General features: G+C 67.8%; 10 protein-coding genes. 3 read left to right on the top strand and 7 right to left on the bottom strand.

All coding sequences use genetic code 11. From position 1 onward, the window contains the following. Window positions 1-5 precede the first annotated feature (5 nt). The 3 genes from MHZ91_RS24325 to MHZ91_RS24315 are packed head-to-tail and all read left to right on the top strand — an operon-like array spanning window position 6 to window position 7,749. The gene (locus tag MHZ91_RS24325) at window positions 6-3,104 is read left to right on the top strand and encodes an MdtB/MuxB family multidrug efflux RND transporter permease subunit (RefSeq protein ID WP_239216094.1); all 3,099 of its coding nucleotides are present in this window, start codon (window positions 6-8) and stop codon (window positions 3,102-3,104) included. Next, window positions 3,101-6,214, top strand: coding sequence for a multidrug efflux RND transporter permease subunit (locus MHZ91_RS24320; RefSeq protein ID WP_239216093.1), 3,114 nt, complete (start codon window positions 3,101-3,103; stop codon window positions 6,212-6,214). Before MHZ91_RS24325 ends, MHZ91_RS24320 begins: the two co-directional genes overlap by 4 nt. Further along, window positions 6,211-7,749: an efflux transporter outer membrane subunit gene (locus MHZ91_RS24315; protein WP_239216092.1), complete on the top strand. Its 1,539-nt coding sequence runs from the start codon at window positions 6,211-6,213 to the stop codon at window positions 7,747-7,749. The genes MHZ91_RS24320 and MHZ91_RS24315 overlap by 4 nt, the downstream gene beginning before the upstream one ends. 39 nt (window positions 7,750-7,788) lie before the next feature. Here MHZ91_RS24315 and MHZ91_RS24310 read toward each other — a convergent pair whose 3' ends face one another. The 7 genes from MHZ91_RS24310 to MHZ91_RS24280 all read right to left on the bottom strand — a co-directional run bounded on the left by MHZ91_RS24310 (window position 7,789) and on the right by MHZ91_RS24280 (window position 15,101). Beyond that, window positions 7,789-9,207, bottom strand: coding sequence for an amidase (locus MHZ91_RS24310; protein ID WP_218342216.1), 1,419 nt, complete (start codon window positions 9,205-9,207; stop codon window positions 7,789-7,791). A gap of 196 nt (window positions 9,208-9,403) precedes the next feature. Next, window positions 9,404-10,366: a Nudix family hydrolase gene (locus MHZ91_RS24305; protein WP_239216090.1), complete on the bottom strand. Its 963-nt coding sequence runs from the start codon at window positions 10,364-10,366 to the stop codon at window positions 9,404-9,406. Continuing rightward, window positions 10,359-11,225, bottom strand: coding sequence for an ATP-binding protein (locus tag MHZ91_RS24300; protein ID WP_175186021.1), 867 nt, complete (start codon window positions 11,223-11,225; stop codon window positions 10,359-10,361). The genes MHZ91_RS24305 and MHZ91_RS24300 overlap by 8 nt, the downstream gene beginning before the upstream one ends. A gap of 6 nt (window positions 11,226-11,231) precedes the next feature. Continuing rightward, entirely contained in the window at window positions 11,232-12,458 is a 1,227-nt protein-coding gene (gene argJ, locus MHZ91_RS24295) for a bifunctional glutamate N-acetyltransferase/amino-acid acetyltransferase ArgJ (RefSeq protein WP_239216088.1), read from the bottom strand. Between the two features lie 142 nt (window positions 12,459-12,600). Continuing rightward, window positions 12,601-13,641: a hypothetical protein gene (locus MHZ91_RS24290; protein WP_175125948.1), complete on the bottom strand. Its 1,041-nt coding sequence runs from the start codon at window positions 13,639-13,641 to the stop codon at window positions 12,601-12,603. 60 nt (window positions 13,642-13,701) lie between these two features. Beyond that, on the bottom strand, window positions 13,702-14,196 hold the full coding sequence (locus MHZ91_RS24285; protein ID WP_056564603.1) for a MarR family winged helix-turn-helix transcriptional regulator: 495 nt from the start codon (window positions 14,194-14,196) through the stop codon (window positions 13,702-13,704). Window positions 14,197-14,207: 11 nt separating this feature from the next. Further along, the gene (locus tag MHZ91_RS24280) at window positions 14,208-15,101 is read right to left on the bottom strand and encodes an alpha/beta hydrolase (RefSeq protein ID WP_175125946.1); all 894 of its coding nucleotides are present in this window, start codon (window positions 15,099-15,101) and stop codon (window positions 14,208-14,210) included. Window positions 15,102-15,124 lie beyond the last annotated feature (23 nt).

Genomic DNA, 15,124 nt, shown 5'->3' with positions numbered 1-15,124 from the left:
ACGCCGTGAGCCCGTCGCGCCTTTTCATTCTGCGCCCCGTGGCCACCACCCTGTCGATGGTGGCCATCCTGATCGCGGGCCTCATCGCCTACCGTTTCCTGCCCGTTTCGGCGCTGCCCGAAGTCGACTATCCAACGATTCAGGTCGTGACGCTGTATCCCGGCGCCAGTCCCGACGTCATGACGTCGCTGGTCACGTCACCATTGGAGCGGCAATTCGGCCAGATGCCCGGCCTGAACCAGATGTCGTCCACCAGTTCGGGCGGCGCCTCGGTCATCACCCTGCAATTCAACCTGACGCTGCCGCTGGACGTGGCCGAACAGCAGGTGCAGGCGGCCATCAACGCCGCGTCGAACCTGCTGCCGTCCGACCTGCCGGTGCCGCCCACTTACAACAAGGTCAATCCGGCCGACGCGGCGGTGTTGACGCTGGCGATCACGTCGCCCACCATGCCGCTGCCGCAGGTGCGCGACCTGGTCGACACGCGCGTGGCGCAGCGGCTGTCGCAGATTCCGGGCGTGGGTCTGGTCAGCGTGGCGGGCGGGCAGCGGCCCGCGGTGCGGGTGCAGGTGAATCCGCAGGCGCTGGCAGCGAATGGCCTGTCGCTGGCCGACCTGCGCACCGCCATCGTCGGCGCCAACGTCAACCAGCCCAAGGGCAACCTGGACGGTCCGCAGCGCTCCACCACCATCAACGCCAATGACCAGCTCAAGTCGCCCACCGACTACAACAGCCTGATCATCGCGTACAAGAACGGTGCGCCGCTGCGGCTGGCCGACGTGGCGCGCGCGGTTGAAGGCGCCGAAGACACCCGCCAGGCCGCGTGGGCCGGGGACAAACCCGCCATCCTGCTGAACATCCAGCGCCAGCCCGGCGCCAACGTAATCGACGTGGTCGACCGTATCCAGGCTCTGATGCCGCAGTTGCGCGCCGCGCTGCCCGCCACGCTGGACGTGACGGTGGTGTCGGACCGCACGCAGACCATCCGCGACTCGGTCGCCGACGTGCAGTTTGAAATGCTGCTGGCCGTCGGGCTGGTGGTCATGGTCACGTTCATCTTCCTGCGCAGCCTGACGGCCACGCTGATTCCCAGCGTCGTCGTGCCGCTGTCGCTGGTAGGCACGTTCGGGATCATGTATTTGTCCGGGTTCTCGATCAACAACCTGACGCTGATGGCGCTGACCATCGCGACCGGCTTCGTGGTGGACGACGCCATCGTCATGATCGAGAACATCGCCCGCCACATCGAAGAAGGCGAAAAGCCGATGCAGGCCGCGCTGAAAGGCGCGTCGCAGATCGGCTTCACGCTGATCTCGCTGACCCTCTCGCTGATCGCCGTGCTGATTCCGCTGCTGTTCATGACGGAGGTCGTGGGCCGGCTGTTCCGCGAATTTGCGATCACGCTGGCGGTGGCCATCCTGATTTCGCTAGTGGTGTCGCTGACGCTGACCCCCATGATGTGCGCGCGCCTGCTGCGCGCCGAATCCGAAACGAAGCACGGGCGTTTTCATCAGGCCACGGGCGCCTTCATCGACCGCATCATCGCCGGCTATGACCGCATGCTGCAGGTCGTGCTGCGCCATCAGACGCTGACGCTGATCGTTGCGGTGGCCACCTTTGCGCTGACCGTGCTGCTTTACCTGGTGGTGCCCAAAGGCTTCTTCCCGCAGCAGGACACCGGCCTCATCCAGGCCATCACGCAGGCGCCGCAGTCCATTTCGTTTACCGCCATGTCCCAGCGCCAGCAGGCGGCGGCCCGCTTGGTGCTGGAAGATCCGGACGTACAGGCCGTGTCGTCCTTCATCGGGGTGGACGGCAGCAACTCCACGCTCAGCGCCGGCCGCATGCAGATTTCGCTCAAGCCCCAGGCCGAGCGCAACGGCGATCTGCGCACCGTCATGGCCCGCCTGCAGGAAAGCCTGAACAAGCAGGACGGCCTGACCGTCTACATGCAGCCGGTGCAGGACCTGACCATCGAAGACCGCGTCAGCCGCACGCAGTACCAGATGACGCTGTCCAACCCTGACCTGAAGGTGCTGAGCGAATGGACGCCCAAGCTGGTCGAGCGTCTGCGCGCCGTGCCGGGCCTGATGGACGTGGCCGACGACCTGCAGGACGACGGGCTGCAAACGTGGGTGGAGATCGATCGCGATGCGGCCTCGCGGCTGGGCATCACCGCCGCCGTCATCGACGAGACGCTGTACAACGCCTTCGGCCAGCGGCTGATCTCCACGATCTTCACGCAGTCCAACCAGTACCGCGTGGTGCTCGAAGTCCTGCCGCAATTCCAGATGTCGCCCAGCGCGCTGGGGCAGATCCACGTGCCCACGTCCACGGGCGCGCAGGTGCCGCTGTCGTCGGTCGCGCACATCAGCGAAGGCCGGACGGTGCTGGCCGTGAACCGGCTCGATCAGTTCCCCATGGTGACCGTGTCGTTCAACCTGGCGCCCGGCGCCTCGTTGTCCGACGCTGTGGAAAACATCAAGGCGGCCGAAGCCGAAATCGGCATGCCGTCCAGTGTCGAAACGCGCTTCCAGGGCGCGGCGCTGGCGTTCCAGAATTCGCTGTCCAGCACGCTTTGGCTGATTCTGGCGGCCGTGGTCACGATGTACATCGTGCTGGGCGTGCTCTATGAAAGCTACATCCACCCCATCACCATCCTGTCCACGCTGCCGTCCGCGGGCGTGGGGGCGTTGCTGGCGCTGCTGATCAGCGGCACGGAACTGGACATGATCGGCATCATCGGGATCATCCTGCTGATCGGCATCGTCAAGAAGAACGCGATCATGATGATCGACTTCGCGCTGGACGCCGAACGCAAGCGGGGACTCGCGCCGCGCGAGGCCATCCACGAGGCCGCGCTGCTGCGCTTCCGGCCCATCCTGATGACCACGCTGGCCGCGCTGTTCGGCGCCTTGCCGCTGATGCTGTCCACCGGCACGGGCGCTGAACTGCGCCAGCCGCTGGGCCTGGTGATGGTCGGCGGCCTGCTGCTGTCGCAGGTGCTAACGCTGTTCACCACGCCGGTCATCTACCTGATGTTCGATCGTATGTCCCGCCGTTGGCGCGGCGCGGGTGCGCCGTCCGCCGGAGACGCGCGATGATTCTGTCGGCCCCCTTCATCGTCCGGCCGGTGGCGACCACGCTGCTGAGCCTGGCGGTCGTAATGGCCGGCATGCTTGCGTTCTTTCTGTTGCCCGTGGCCCCGCTGCCGCAGGTGGACATCCCCACTATTTCCGTGTCGGCCAGCCTGCCGGGCGCCAGTCCCGAGACCATGGCCTCCAGCGTCGCCACGCCGCTGGAACGCTCGCTGGGCAGCATTGCGGGCGTCACGGAAATGACCTCGCGCAGCTCGCAGGGCTCCACGCGCATCACGCTGCAGTTCGACCTGTCGCGCGACATAAATGGCGCGGCGCGCGACGTGCAGGCCGCGATCAACGCGGCGCGTTCGCTATTGCCGACCGGCCTGCGCAGCAATCCCACCTATAACAAGTCCAATCCGTCGGACGCGCCGATCCTGACGCTGGCGCTGACGTCCGACACGCTCAGCCAGGGCCAGCTGTACGACCTGGCCTCCACCATCGTGGCGCAGAAGCTGTCGCAGGTGGACGGGGTGGGCGAGGTCACGGTGGGCGGCAGCTCGCTGCCGGCGGTGCGCGTCACGGTGCTGCCCGGGGCGCTGGCGAACCAGGGCGTGTCGCTGGATGAACTGCGCGCCACGCTGGCCAACGCCAATGCCAACCGCCCCAAGGGCGTACTGGAAAACGACCGCTACCACTGGCAGATCATGGTCAGCGACCAGCTCAGCCGGGCCGAGGAATACCGGCCGCTGATCGTCGCCTGGCGCGACGGCCGGCCGGTGCGCGTGTCCGATGTCGCCAAGGTGGAAGACTCGGTCGAAGACCTGTATCAGACCGGCTTTTTCAACGACCGCAACGCGATCCTGATGGTCGTGCGGCGGCAGGCCGACGCCAACATCATCGAAGCCGTGGACGCCGTGCGCGCGCAGTTGCCCGTGCTGCAGGCGCTGATGCCCGCCGACGTCAACATGACGGTCGCGCAGGACCGCACACCCAGCATCCGCGCGTCGCTGCACGAGGCCGAGCTGACGCTCATCATCGCTGTCGGGCTGGTGGTGCTGGTGGTGCTGCTGTTCCTGCGGCGCTGGCGCGCGGCCATCATTCCCAGCGTCGCGGTGCCGGTGTCGCTGATCGGCACGTTCTGCATCATGTACCTGTGCGGCTACACGCTGAACACCATCTCGCTGATGGCGCTGATCGTCGCCACGGGTTTCGTGGTGGACGACGCGATCGTGGTGCTGGAAAACATCATGCGCCATGTCGAGAACGGCATGTCGCCGATGCGCGCCGCCTTGCGCGGCTCGCGCGAGGTCGGTTTCACGGTGCTGTCGATGAGCCTGTCGCTGGTGGCGGTGTTCATCCCCATCCTGCTGATGGGCGGGGTGGTGGGGCGTCTGTTCCGCGAGTTTGCCGTCACCTTGTCCGCCGCCATCCTGGTGTCGCTGGTGGTGTCGCTGACGCTCACGCCCATGATGTGCGCGCGCCTGCTGCGGCCCGAACCCAAGGACCCCAAGCCGCCGGGCCGGCTGGCGCGCTGGACCGAGCGCGGCTTTCAGTCCATGCAGGATGGCTACCGCCGCTCGCTGCGCTGGGCGCTGGCGCACGGCCGCCTGATGATGCTGACGCTGGCGATCGCCGTGGGCCTGAATGTCTATCTGTACACCGTGGTGCCCAAGGGCTTTTTTCCGCAGCAGGACACGGGTCAGCTGCTGGGCTTTTTCCGTGTCGACCAGGGCACGTCGTTCCAGGCCACGCTGCCCAAGCTTGAAGCGCTGCGCAAGGTGGTGCTGGACGACCCGGCCGTGCAAAGCATGACCGGATACGCGGGCGGGCGCGGCGGCAGCAACAGCAGCTTCATGCAGATCCAGCTCAAGCCGCTGGGCGAGCGCCAGGTTTCGGCCGACGTCGTCATCAATCGCCTGCGCGCCAAGCTGCAGAACATGCCCGGCGCGCGCCTGTTCCTCGTGTCGCAGCAGGACATCCGCATCGGCGGCCGCCAAAGCCAGGGCTCGTACGACTACACCCTGATGTCCGGCGACCTGCAACTGCTGCGCACCTGGATGCCCAAGGTGCAGCAGGCGATGGCCAAGATTCCGGAGATCACCGACGTGGACGCCGACGTCGAGGACCGCGGCCGCGAGATCAACCTGGTCATCGACCGCGAAGCCGCGACGCGGCTGGGCATCAGCATGGCCACCATTTCCACGGTGCTGAACAACTCGTTCAGCCAGCGCCAGGTGTCGGTCATGTACGGGCCGCTCAACCAGTATCACGTGGTGCTGGGCGTGGACCCGAAGTTCGCGCAGGACATCGAATCGCTGCGCCAGGTCGAGGTCATCACCGCGGACGGCGCCCGCGTGCCGCTGTCGGCGTTCACCAAGCTTGAAAACGCGAACGCGCCGCTCAGCGTGAGTCACCAGGGCCTGTTCGTGGCCGACACCATCTCGTTCAGCCTGGCGCCCGGCGTGTCGCTGGGGCAGGCGACCACCGCGATCGACAATGCCGTGGCGCGCCTGGGCTTGCCATCTGACCAGATCCAGGCGGGCTTTCAGGGCACCGCCGCCGCGTTGCAGCAGACGCTGGCGCAGCAACCCTGGCTGATCCTGGCCGCGCTGGTCACCATGTACATCGTGCTGGGCATTCTGTACGAAAGCTTCATCCACCCGCTCACCATCCTGTCCACGCTGCCGTCGGCGGGGCTGGGCGCGCTGCTTGCGTTGCTGCTGGTGCGATACGACTTCACGCTGATTGCGCTGATCGGGGTGTTCCTGTTGATCGGCATCGTCAAGAAGAACGCGATCATGATGGTGGATTTTGCGCTGGACGCCCAACGCCACCACGGCATGACGCCGCGAGACGCCATCTTCCAGGCGTGCCTGACGCGGTTCCGTCCGATCATGATGACGACGATGGCGGCCATCTTCGGCGCGCTGCCGCTGGTGCTGGCCACCGGCGCCGGCGTCGAGATGCGCCAGCCGCTTGGCATTACCATCGTGGGCGGCCTGGTGCTGAGCCAGATCCTCACGCTGTACACCACGCCCGTGGTCTATCTTTACCTGGACCGCTTCCGCCTGTGGGCCGCGCGCCGGCGCGCCTCGCGGGGCGGAAGTTCCGCTTCCATAGAACACACATGATCCGTACCAAGCCGTATTCCTCCGCCACTCTCGCCCGCGCCGCGGCCACGCTCGCGCTTTGCGCGCTGCTGGGCGCCTGCGCGGTCGGGCCCGACTATCAGCGCCCGGCGCTGGACGTGGGCGCGGCCTACAAGGAAGGCCAGGTCGAGGTGCCCGGCTGGAAGCCGGCCCAGCCGCGCGACGACGCCGACCGCGGCGCGTGGTGGAAGGTCTATGACGACCCCACGCTCAATGGCTTGGTGGACCGGCTGAACACGTCCAACCAGACCATCGCGCAGGCCGAGGCGAATTATCGTCAGGCGCTCGGTCTGGTGCGCGGCGCGCGTTCGGGCTTCTACCCCACCGTGGGCGCGGGGGCGGGCATGACCCGAGGCGGCAACGGCGGGCAGAGCGGTTCGTCGACGGGTTCCGGCAGCAACGTGTCCAACCAGTATTCGCTGACGGGCAGCGTCAGCTGGGAACTGGACGTCTGGGGCCGGGTGCGCCGCAGCGTCGAGTCCTCTGAAGCCAGCGCCGCCGCCAGCCTGGCCGACCTGGGCGCGACCCGCCTGAGCGCGCAGGCCGCGCTGGTGCAAACCTATCTGCAACTGCGCGTGCTGGACGAACAGAAGCGCCTGCTTGACGCCACCGTGGCCGCGTACGAAAAGTCATTGCAGCTCACGCAGAACCGCTACGAAGTCGGCGTGGCGGGACAGGCCGACGTGGCCGTCGCGCGCACGCAGCTTGAAAGCACCCGCGCGCAGTCCATCGACCTGGATTGGCAGCGCGGCCAGTACGAGCACGCGATCGCGGTGCTGATGGGCCAGGCGCCTTCGCAGTTCAGCCTGCCGCCCGCGGTGTTCACGTTGCGGCTTCCGCAGATTCCGGTGGGCCTGCCGTCCGAGCTGCTTGAACGCCGTCCCGACGTGGCCGCCGCCGAACGCCGCGCCGCGGCCGCCAACGCGCAGATCGGCGTGGCGCAGGCCGCGTGGTTTCCCAGCCTGACGCTGTCGGCCGACGGCGGTTTTCGCAATGGCGAATTCGCTGAGCTGCTGACGGCGCCCGCGCGCTTCTGGTCCTTGGGGCCGGCCCTGGCGCTGACGATCTTCGACGGCGGCGCGCGCGAGGCCCAGGTCGAGCAGGCCCGCGCTTCGTATGACTCGCAGGCCGCGGCTTATCGCCAGGCGGCGTTGACCGGTCTGCGCGAGGTCGAGGACTACCTGATCCAGCTGCGCGTGATGGAGCAGGAGCAGATCGTGCAGCGCCGCGCGCTGGAATCGGCGCGCGAATCGTTGCGCCTGATCCAGAACCAGTACAAGGCGGGCTTGGTCGACTACCTGAGCGTGGCCGTGGTGGACGCCACCGCGCTCAGCAGCGAGCGCAATGCGCTGAGCCTGCTGGGCAACCGGCTGGTGGCCAGCGTCAATCTGATCGTTGCGCTGGGTGGCGGTTGGGAAGGACTGCCGGTCGAGACGGCGCGTGCTGACGGCGCCGGGCCGGCCGTGACGCAGACGTCCGCCGCGCAAACACCTGCCGCGCAAACGCCGGCGCCGTAACCGCGCGCGGGGCCCGCGCCCCTGCGCCAGGCCGTGGCCTTACAAGCCAACCGCCTTCAGATCCGGCCGCTGGCGGTGCCATTCCGTGACCGCCTGGAATGCGATGCCGATCTTGCCCAGCACGCCTTCCGCGTTGGGCTTGCCGAGCAACTGCACGCCTAGCGGCAAGCCGTCGCTGGTGAAGCCCGCGGGCAGCGCCAACCCGGCTGCATTCATGTAATTGCCCGGGCGGGTGAACGCCGCAAGCGGAGTGGCCGCTTCGTCCACCTCGGTCAGCGGACGCGCGCCGAACGGGGCGGCTGGCGTGAGCACGGCGTCGAACTCCTGCATCCAGTCCAGCCAGTCGCGGCGCGCCTGCGCGTGCGCCTGCAACGCCGCGATGTAGTCGGCGGCCGAGATCCCCTTGCCCGACAGCACGCGCGCGCGCACATACTGCCCGATGGGCTTGGCAGGGTCCTCGATGTAGCCGCGATGCAGCGCGTAGGCTTCGGCCGAGATGATCTGGCCGTTGCGCTGCATCATCTCGCGAAAGTCGAAGGGCAGGGGCGTCTCGGCCACATCCGCACCCAGCGCGGCCAGCACGCGGCGCGCGTCGTCCAGTGCCGACAGCGCGTCGGCGTCCACGGCGATGGGATGCTGTGCCGTCGGCATCACCGCGATGCGCACGCCGCGCAGAGGCTGCGCGCCGCCGGCCGGCTCCCGGTAGTCGAACGCGGGGATGCCGAACGTCAACGGGTCTTGGGTATCATGGCCGGCCATCAGTGCGGTCAGCAGCATCGCGTCGCGGGCGTCGCGGGTCAGCGGGCCCAAGGTGTCCAGCGTGGTCGACAGCGCTACCGCGCCGTGCAGGCTGATGAGACCGCGCGTGGTCTTCAGGCCCGTGATGCCGTTCAGGGCGGCCGGGATCCGGACCGAACCACCGGTGTCCGATCCCAGGGCGGCAGGCGTCAGGCCGGCCGCCACGGCGACGCCGGATCCGCTGGATGAGCCGCCGGGCACGCGCGCACGCTCCAGGTCCCAGGGGTTGCGCGGCGTGCCCATGACGGGATTCGTGCCCCAGCCGCCGAAGGCGAATTCCACCATATGGGTCTTGCCCAGCATCACCATCCCCGCGTCCAGCAGCCGCGTGACTGCGGTGGCGGTGACGCCGCTGCGGCGTTCGCGCCAGGCCTCGGACCCCGCCGTGGTGATGTGGCCCTGGATGTCGCACAAATCCTTGACCGCCACCGGCACGCCGTCCAGCGGGCTGAGCAGCCCGTAGCCCGCGCGCCGCCGCGCGTCGGCGGCTTCGGCCAAGCGCAGCGCGCCCGCGTTGTCCACGCTGATGAAAGCGCCCAGCGTGGGATTTGCCCGGTCGATGCGGTCCAGGAAGTGGCGCGTCAATTCCACCGAGCTGTAGCGGCCCTGCGCCAGGCCATCCGCCAGATCGGCCAGGGTGGCAAATGCGATGTCAGACATGGATTCCCTCGATGCGATGCCATGCGTCTGTCTGCCAGGCGCATGCAACCCCGTCCGCGTGATGGCGGCCGGTCTCGGCATGTAGGGTGCATCGGCGCGGGGGTTTGGTCTATGCGCGCTTTCCCGCGCGGGTCAAAAACAAAACGGCCCATGCGGGGCATGGGCCGTCGGACGGCCAGGCGAAGTGCGATGCGCGTCAGAGCACGCCGCGGATCCCGGCGATGCCGTGCGCGCCGTGGCGCAAGGCTTGCGAGACGGTCTGGGTGGATTGACCTCCCAGCGCGAACACCGGTATGCCGGCATCCCGGTTGCCTTCCACAAACCCTTCCCAGCCCAGCGTCGGCGCGCCGGGATGGCTGGGCGTTTCCAGCACGGGGCCCAGCACGGCGAAGTCCGCGCCCAGTTCGCGGGCGTGGACGACCTGGGCGTTGTCATGCGCGGAGACGCCGACCAGCGCGTTGCGGGGCAATTCCGGACGGGCGGTCAGGCGCAGCGCGTCTGCCGTGCGCAGGTGCACGCCGTCGGCTTCTTTCCACCATGCAACGGGATGGATGCTGTTGACCAGCACGCGCGCGCCGGCGGCGCGGCAGCGCTTGATGAGCTGTTGCAGCACTTCGTGCAGCGAACTGGCGCCCACGCCGTCCGGCCATTGTGGTTCACGGAACTGCACCAGCTTCACGCCGCGCGCCAGCGCGGCGTCCAGGCGGCCGAGGAACGGCGCGATGCCCGCGCGCGAGCCGATGGCGCTGATGCCGTAGGTGGTGGGCAATTGCAGCCAGCGCAGCGGAGGCAGGGTGGCGGGCAGCAGGTCGCCCACCGAGGCCGCATTGGCCGGATCCACCCATTCGAGCCGCTGATTTTCCAGGCTTTGGGGCTCGCCTTCCCAGCCGGTGACGTGGCAGAAGGCCAGGCGCACCGTGGTGTGCGGGTAGGCATGCACGTACGTGACCCACGGGCGCGACTGCGTGACGCGGATGCCGATTTCTTCTTGAAGCTCGCGGGCCAGCGCCTGCAGCACGGTCTCGCCGGGTTCGAGCTTGCCGCCCGGCAGTTCCCACCAGCCGGACCACGGCTTGCCTTCGGGCCGCTGGCCCAGCAGAAGCTTGCCGTCCGGGCGCAGGATCAGGCCGGCGGCGACGTCGACGATCTTTTCAGACATGGCGGGCCGCCCAGTCGCGTGCGAACTGATACGCCACGCGGCCCGAACGCGAGCCGCGTTCGATGGTCCATTGCAGCGCCTCGGTGCGCGAGGGTTCGATGTGCTGCTCAGGGCAGCCCAGCTCGCGCAGCCAGTGATACACGATGTCCAGGTAGTCGTCCTGCTTGAACGGGTAGAACGACAGCCACAGACCGAAGCGCTCGGACAGCGAGATCTTTTCCTCGACGGTTTCGCCGGGGTGGATTTCGCCGTCGGGCTGGTGCTTGGCCTGCAGGTTTTCGCTCATGTATTCCGGCATCAGGTGGCGCCGGTTGGACGTGGCGTAGATGAGGACGTTGTCGCCCGAGGCCGACACGGATCCGTCCAGCACCGATTTGAGCGCCTTGTAGCCGGCCTCGCCTTCTTCAAAGGACAGGTCGTCGCAGAACACGATGAAGCGTTCGGGCCGCGCCGCCACCAGTTCGACGATGTCGGCCAGGTCGCCGAGGTCGGACTTGTCGACTTCGATGAGGCGCAGGCCGCGGTCGCCGTAGGCGGCCAGCATGGCTTTGACCAGCGAGCTCTTGCCGGTGCCGCGGGCGCCGGTCATGAGCACGTTGTTGGCAGGCTTCTTTTCAAGGAACTGCAGCGTGTTGCGGTCGATGGTGGCCTTCTGGCGCTCGATGTGCTGCAGGTCCTGCATGTCGATGCGCGCCACGTGACGCACGGCGTCCAGCCAGCCGCGCGCGCCGCGCTTGCGCCAGCGGAACGCGTGGGCGGTCCAGTCGATATCGGGCGGGGCGGGAGGCAGGAAGGCCTCCAGCTGCGCCAGCACGCGTTCGGCGCGCTGGATCAGCGTGGTGAACTCGGTAGCCGTCATGGTCGATCAGGAACGGTAGTCGGCGTTGATCGACACGTACTCGTGCGAGAAGTCGCAGGTGTAGACCGTGTCGCTGACCTGGCCGCGGCCCAGCGCGATGCGCACCGAGATCTCGGCCTGCTTCATCACGCGCTGGCCGTCGGCTTCCTGGTAGTCGGGGTTGCGGCCGCCGTTCTTGGCAACCAGCACGTCGTCCAGCCACAGGCGGATGTTGGACACGTCCAGGTCCTCGATGCCGGCGTAGCCGACCGCGGCCAGGATGCGGCCCAGGTTGGGGTCGGATGCGAAGAACGCGGTCTTGACCAGCGGCGAGTGCGCCACGGCATACGCGACCTTCAGGGCTTCCTCGGTGCTGCCGGCTTCTTCGACGCGGATCGTCATGAACTTGGTGGCGCCTTCGGCGTCGCGCACGATTTTGGTGGCCAGCTCCAGCGCGGCGGCGGTCAGGGCCTCGCGCACGGCGGCGTAGGCGGCGTCGGATTCGCTGTTGACGTTGACGCCCGACTTGCCGGTGGCGGCGATGATGAAAGAGTCATTGGTGGAGGTGTCGCCGTCGACCGTGATGCGGTTGAACGAGGCATCGGCGATTTCCACGGCCAGCTTGCGCAGGAGCGGCTGGGCAATGCCGGCATCGGTGGCCAGGAAGCTGAGCATGGTGGCCATGTTGGGACGGATCATGCCCGCGCCCTTGCTGATGCCGGTGAAGGTGACCGTCTTGCCGTCGATTTGCACCTTGGCGGACGAAATCTTGGGCAGCGTGTCGGTGGTCATGATGCCGTGGGCGGCGCTGGACCAGTGGTCGGCGGCCAGGTCGGCGATGGCGGCGGGCAGGCCGGCGACCAGGCGGTCGAGCGGCAGGGGTTCCAGGATGACGCCGGTGGAGAACGGCAGGATCTGCGCGGCGGGCACGCCCAGCAGCTTGCCCAGCGCGTCGCACGTGTCCTTGGCTTTCTTCAGGCCTTCTTCGCCGGTGCCGGCGTTGGCGTTGCCCGTGTTGATGACCAGCGCGCTGATCGGGCCGCCGGCGGCCAGGTGGGCCTGGCAGACCTGCACCGGGGCGGCGCAGAAGCGGTTACGCGTGAAGACGCCCGCCACGCTGGTGCCTTCGGCCAGGCGGAACACCGTCAGGTCGCGCCGGTTGGCCTTGCGGATGCCGGCCTCGGTGACGCCGATTTCTACGCCGGCAACAGGAAAAATTTCGGACTCGGAGGGGATCTGCAGATTAACGGCCATGACTTCGTCTCTTGGTGTGAGCGGGACGGAACCGCCGCCAGGCACGGCGGCGCGCGGGAAAGGTTCGTATTATCCCACCGGATCCGGCGGGGGGGGCCGGTCCCCTCGGCAACCCGAGGGGAGGCGGCCCCAGGCGCCGGCCTCAGGGAGCCATGCGCATGGCGGCCACGTCCAGCACGCCGGCTTCGCGGTTGCTCAGCACGCTGCGCACCGTGCCGTCGGGCGCCTGCAGCACCGACTTGCCGGCCGGAACGTCTTCGCCGCCGGCCCGGCGCGCCGAGCGCCCGCGGGACGGCGAGAACAGCAGATCGCCAGGCTGCGCGCCCTGCAGGCGCGGGTTGGCGGCCAGTACGCGCGTGCCCGGCGGGTAGGTCATTTCGCCCAGGACGGTGTCGCGCGCCGCCAGACCCTCGAAGCCCAGCATCCGGCGCTGCGCGTCCAGTTGCAGGTCGACCTTCAGCAAGGGGATCCCGGCGACGGTCAGGGCGTCGCTGCCTTCGGTGCGCAGCAGCCAGCGGGGCGCCGTGCCGGTCTTGTCCAGCGGCGTGCCGCGGGCGGCGGGGTCGACCTTCAACCAGGCGCCCGCGGGCACCGGTTGCTGGTCCAGCGTATTGCCGATGGCAAGGTGGCAGCTGGAAAACTGCGGATGCCCGCCTTGCACCACGAATTCGATGCGATGGCCGTGCGCGCAGAGCCAGCCTTCCAGCGCCTGGTCCCGCGCGATCTCGGCGGACAGGGTTTCGGGCTGCTTGGGCGTGGCGGGGTAACGGAACAGGCGCGTCGCGGCGACGCCGTTAATGTCTGCCGGGTGGGATTCGGGAAAGATGGCCCGGTCGAACGATGCCAGTTCACCGGGCGTGGCAAGCCGAAGCGTGGTGCCGGTGGGCATCTGGACGCCGGCCAGTTGCGTGGGTTGTGACAGCACCGTCTTGCGCGCATCGTCGGCCTGCGCTTCGCGCTGGACCGAGAACCACTGGCTGAACTGCTGATACGGGAAGATGGCGCCGATGACGGCCAGCACGGCCATCAGGACGGTGCCGGCGCGCCGGTGGCCGGACAGCCAGTCTCGCGCGCCGGGCGAGGTGGCCAGGGCGGCCAGCCAGGTGAACAGCGTGGCGAGGCAGGCGAGCGAAGCCGCCATCAGCACATAGAAATTACCGCCAGGAAGAGAAACCGGAATCATGGCGGCAATTATGCGCCAATCCGGCAGGCCGGACCGTCGCGAAAAAGTCCTGGTCCGCCCTCAGTCGCGGGCCGCCGCCGAGCGCGTGGCCACCACCTGCAGCTTCAGTTCGCCCAGCGCCTGGAACAGGGCGTTGCGGCTGGCCTCGGGCAGTTCGGCAAACATGGATTTGACCCAGTTCTCGTGGGCGCGGGCCATGCGCGCAAAGCTCTTCTTGCCTTGCGGCGTCAGCTTGATGAGCGAGCTGCGGCGGTCGGACTCGACCTTGGTCCGCACCACCAGGCCTTCTTTTTCGAGCTGGTCGGTGATCCCGGTGATATTGCCGTTGGTGACCATCATGTGGCGCGACAGCTCGCCCATCTTCATGCCCTTGGGGGCGCGCTGCAACTGCGCCATCAGGTCGAAACGCGGCAGGGTGGTGTCGAAGTCGTTGCGCAGGCGGCTGCGGATCTCGCCTTCGATGAGGTTGGCGCAGGTCAGCATGCGCAGCCACAGGCGCAGCGCGTGATGGTCGTCGGGCGCGGCGCGGGATTCCAGGTCGGGGGTATCGGTCATGGCTCGGAAGATTACCGGGAATGCGGGGGTGAAGAGGGCGCCAGACCCATCTGTTCGAAGATGGCTTGGGTCAGCGGGCTGTTCGGATCGTTGAGCGTCAGGACAATATCAAAATGATTGGTGCCTGGCATTGGTACATACCTACCGGGAAAACCGCGCGCCCGCCATGCGGCCAGATAATCATCGCTCTGGCGCTTGAATTCGTCGGTTTCGGATTCTCCGTAGCTGACCACCAGCGGGCAGCCCGCCTGCGGCAAATGCAAGGCGGGGCTGTTGCGGATGGCATCGGCTTCGCTCATGCGCATCCATTCGTTGATGTGGGTGTGCACCAGCGGGCGCAGGTCGAACAGGCCCGACAGGGGCGCGGCGCCCCTGACGACGCCGGGCGGCACATCGTAGCTGGCATGCCAGCCGCCGGCGAGCAGGGCGCCGACCAGATGACCGCCCGCCGAGCTGCCGCAGATGTGGATGCGCGACGGGTCGCCGCCGTACTCGGCGATGTGGTGGTGAATCCAGGCAAGCGCGCGCCGGTTCTGATCCACGATGCGGTCCAGCGTGACGGCCGGGGCCAGCGAATAATTCACCGACACCACCACCGCGCCGGCCTGCGTGAACGCGGGCGCCATGTTGCTGGATTCGTTTTTGGACAAGAGTCGCCAGTAGCCGCCGTGGATGAACACGAAGACGGGCGCGCCGGACTTGCCGGCCGCGGCTGGAAATATGTCCAGCAGTTCATCCGGATGATCGCCAAAAGGCACGTCCAGCGCGCATTCCAGCGTGCTGCGGGCCGTGGCGCTGTCCTCGGCGTATTTCTTGAGTATCGGTTGGATGTCGGGTACTGTCGCGCGAGCGTTGTACTGGACGTCCAGTTCGGCGCGATCGTAGTTGCGGTAGAGGGTGACCATGGCGGCAGGTGGTAAAAACCCTA

The organism is Achromobacter sp. ACRQX (assembly GCF_022346505.1).
GTDB lineage: Bacteria > Pseudomonadota > Gammaproteobacteria > Burkholderiales > Burkholderiaceae_B > Achromobacter > Achromobacter animicus.
Note: the sequence above shows the minus strand (reverse complement) of the source record. Positions and strands in the feature narration are given on the sequence as shown.

Coding starts and splice junctions, on each gene's coding strand:
- MHZ91_RS24320 (WP_239216093.1), top strand. CDS start 3,101: ATGATTCTGTCGGCCCCCTTCATCGTCCGGCCGGTGGCGACCACGCTG.
- MHZ91_RS24315 (WP_239216092.1), top strand. CDS start 6,211: ATGATCCGTACCAAGCCGTATTCCTCCGCCACTCTCGCCCGCGCCGCG.
- MHZ91_RS24310 (WP_218342216.1), bottom strand. CDS start 9,207: ATGTCTGACATCGCATTTGCCACCCTGGCCGATCTGGCGGATGGCCTG.
- MHZ91_RS24305 (WP_239216090.1), bottom strand. CDS start 10,366: ATGTCTGAAAAGATCGTCGACGTCGCCGCCGGCCTGATCCTGCGCCCG.
- MHZ91_RS24300 (WP_175186021.1), bottom strand. CDS start 11,225: ATGACGGCTACCGAGTTCACCACGCTGATCCAGCGCGCCGAACGCGTG.
- argJ (WP_239216088.1), bottom strand. CDS start 12,458: ATGGCCGTTAATCTGCAGATCCCCTCCGAGTCCGAAATTTTTCCTGTT.
- MHZ91_RS24290 (WP_175125948.1), bottom strand. CDS start 13,641: ATGATTCCGGTTTCTCTTCCTGGCGGTAATTTCTATGTGCTGATGGCG.
- MHZ91_RS24285 (WP_056564603.1), bottom strand. CDS start 14,196: ATGACCGATACCCCCGACCTGGAATCCCGCGCCGCGCCCGACGACCAT.
- MHZ91_RS24280 (WP_175125946.1), bottom strand. CDS start 15,101: ATGGTCACCCTCTACCGCAACTACGATCGCGCCGAACTGGACGTCCAG.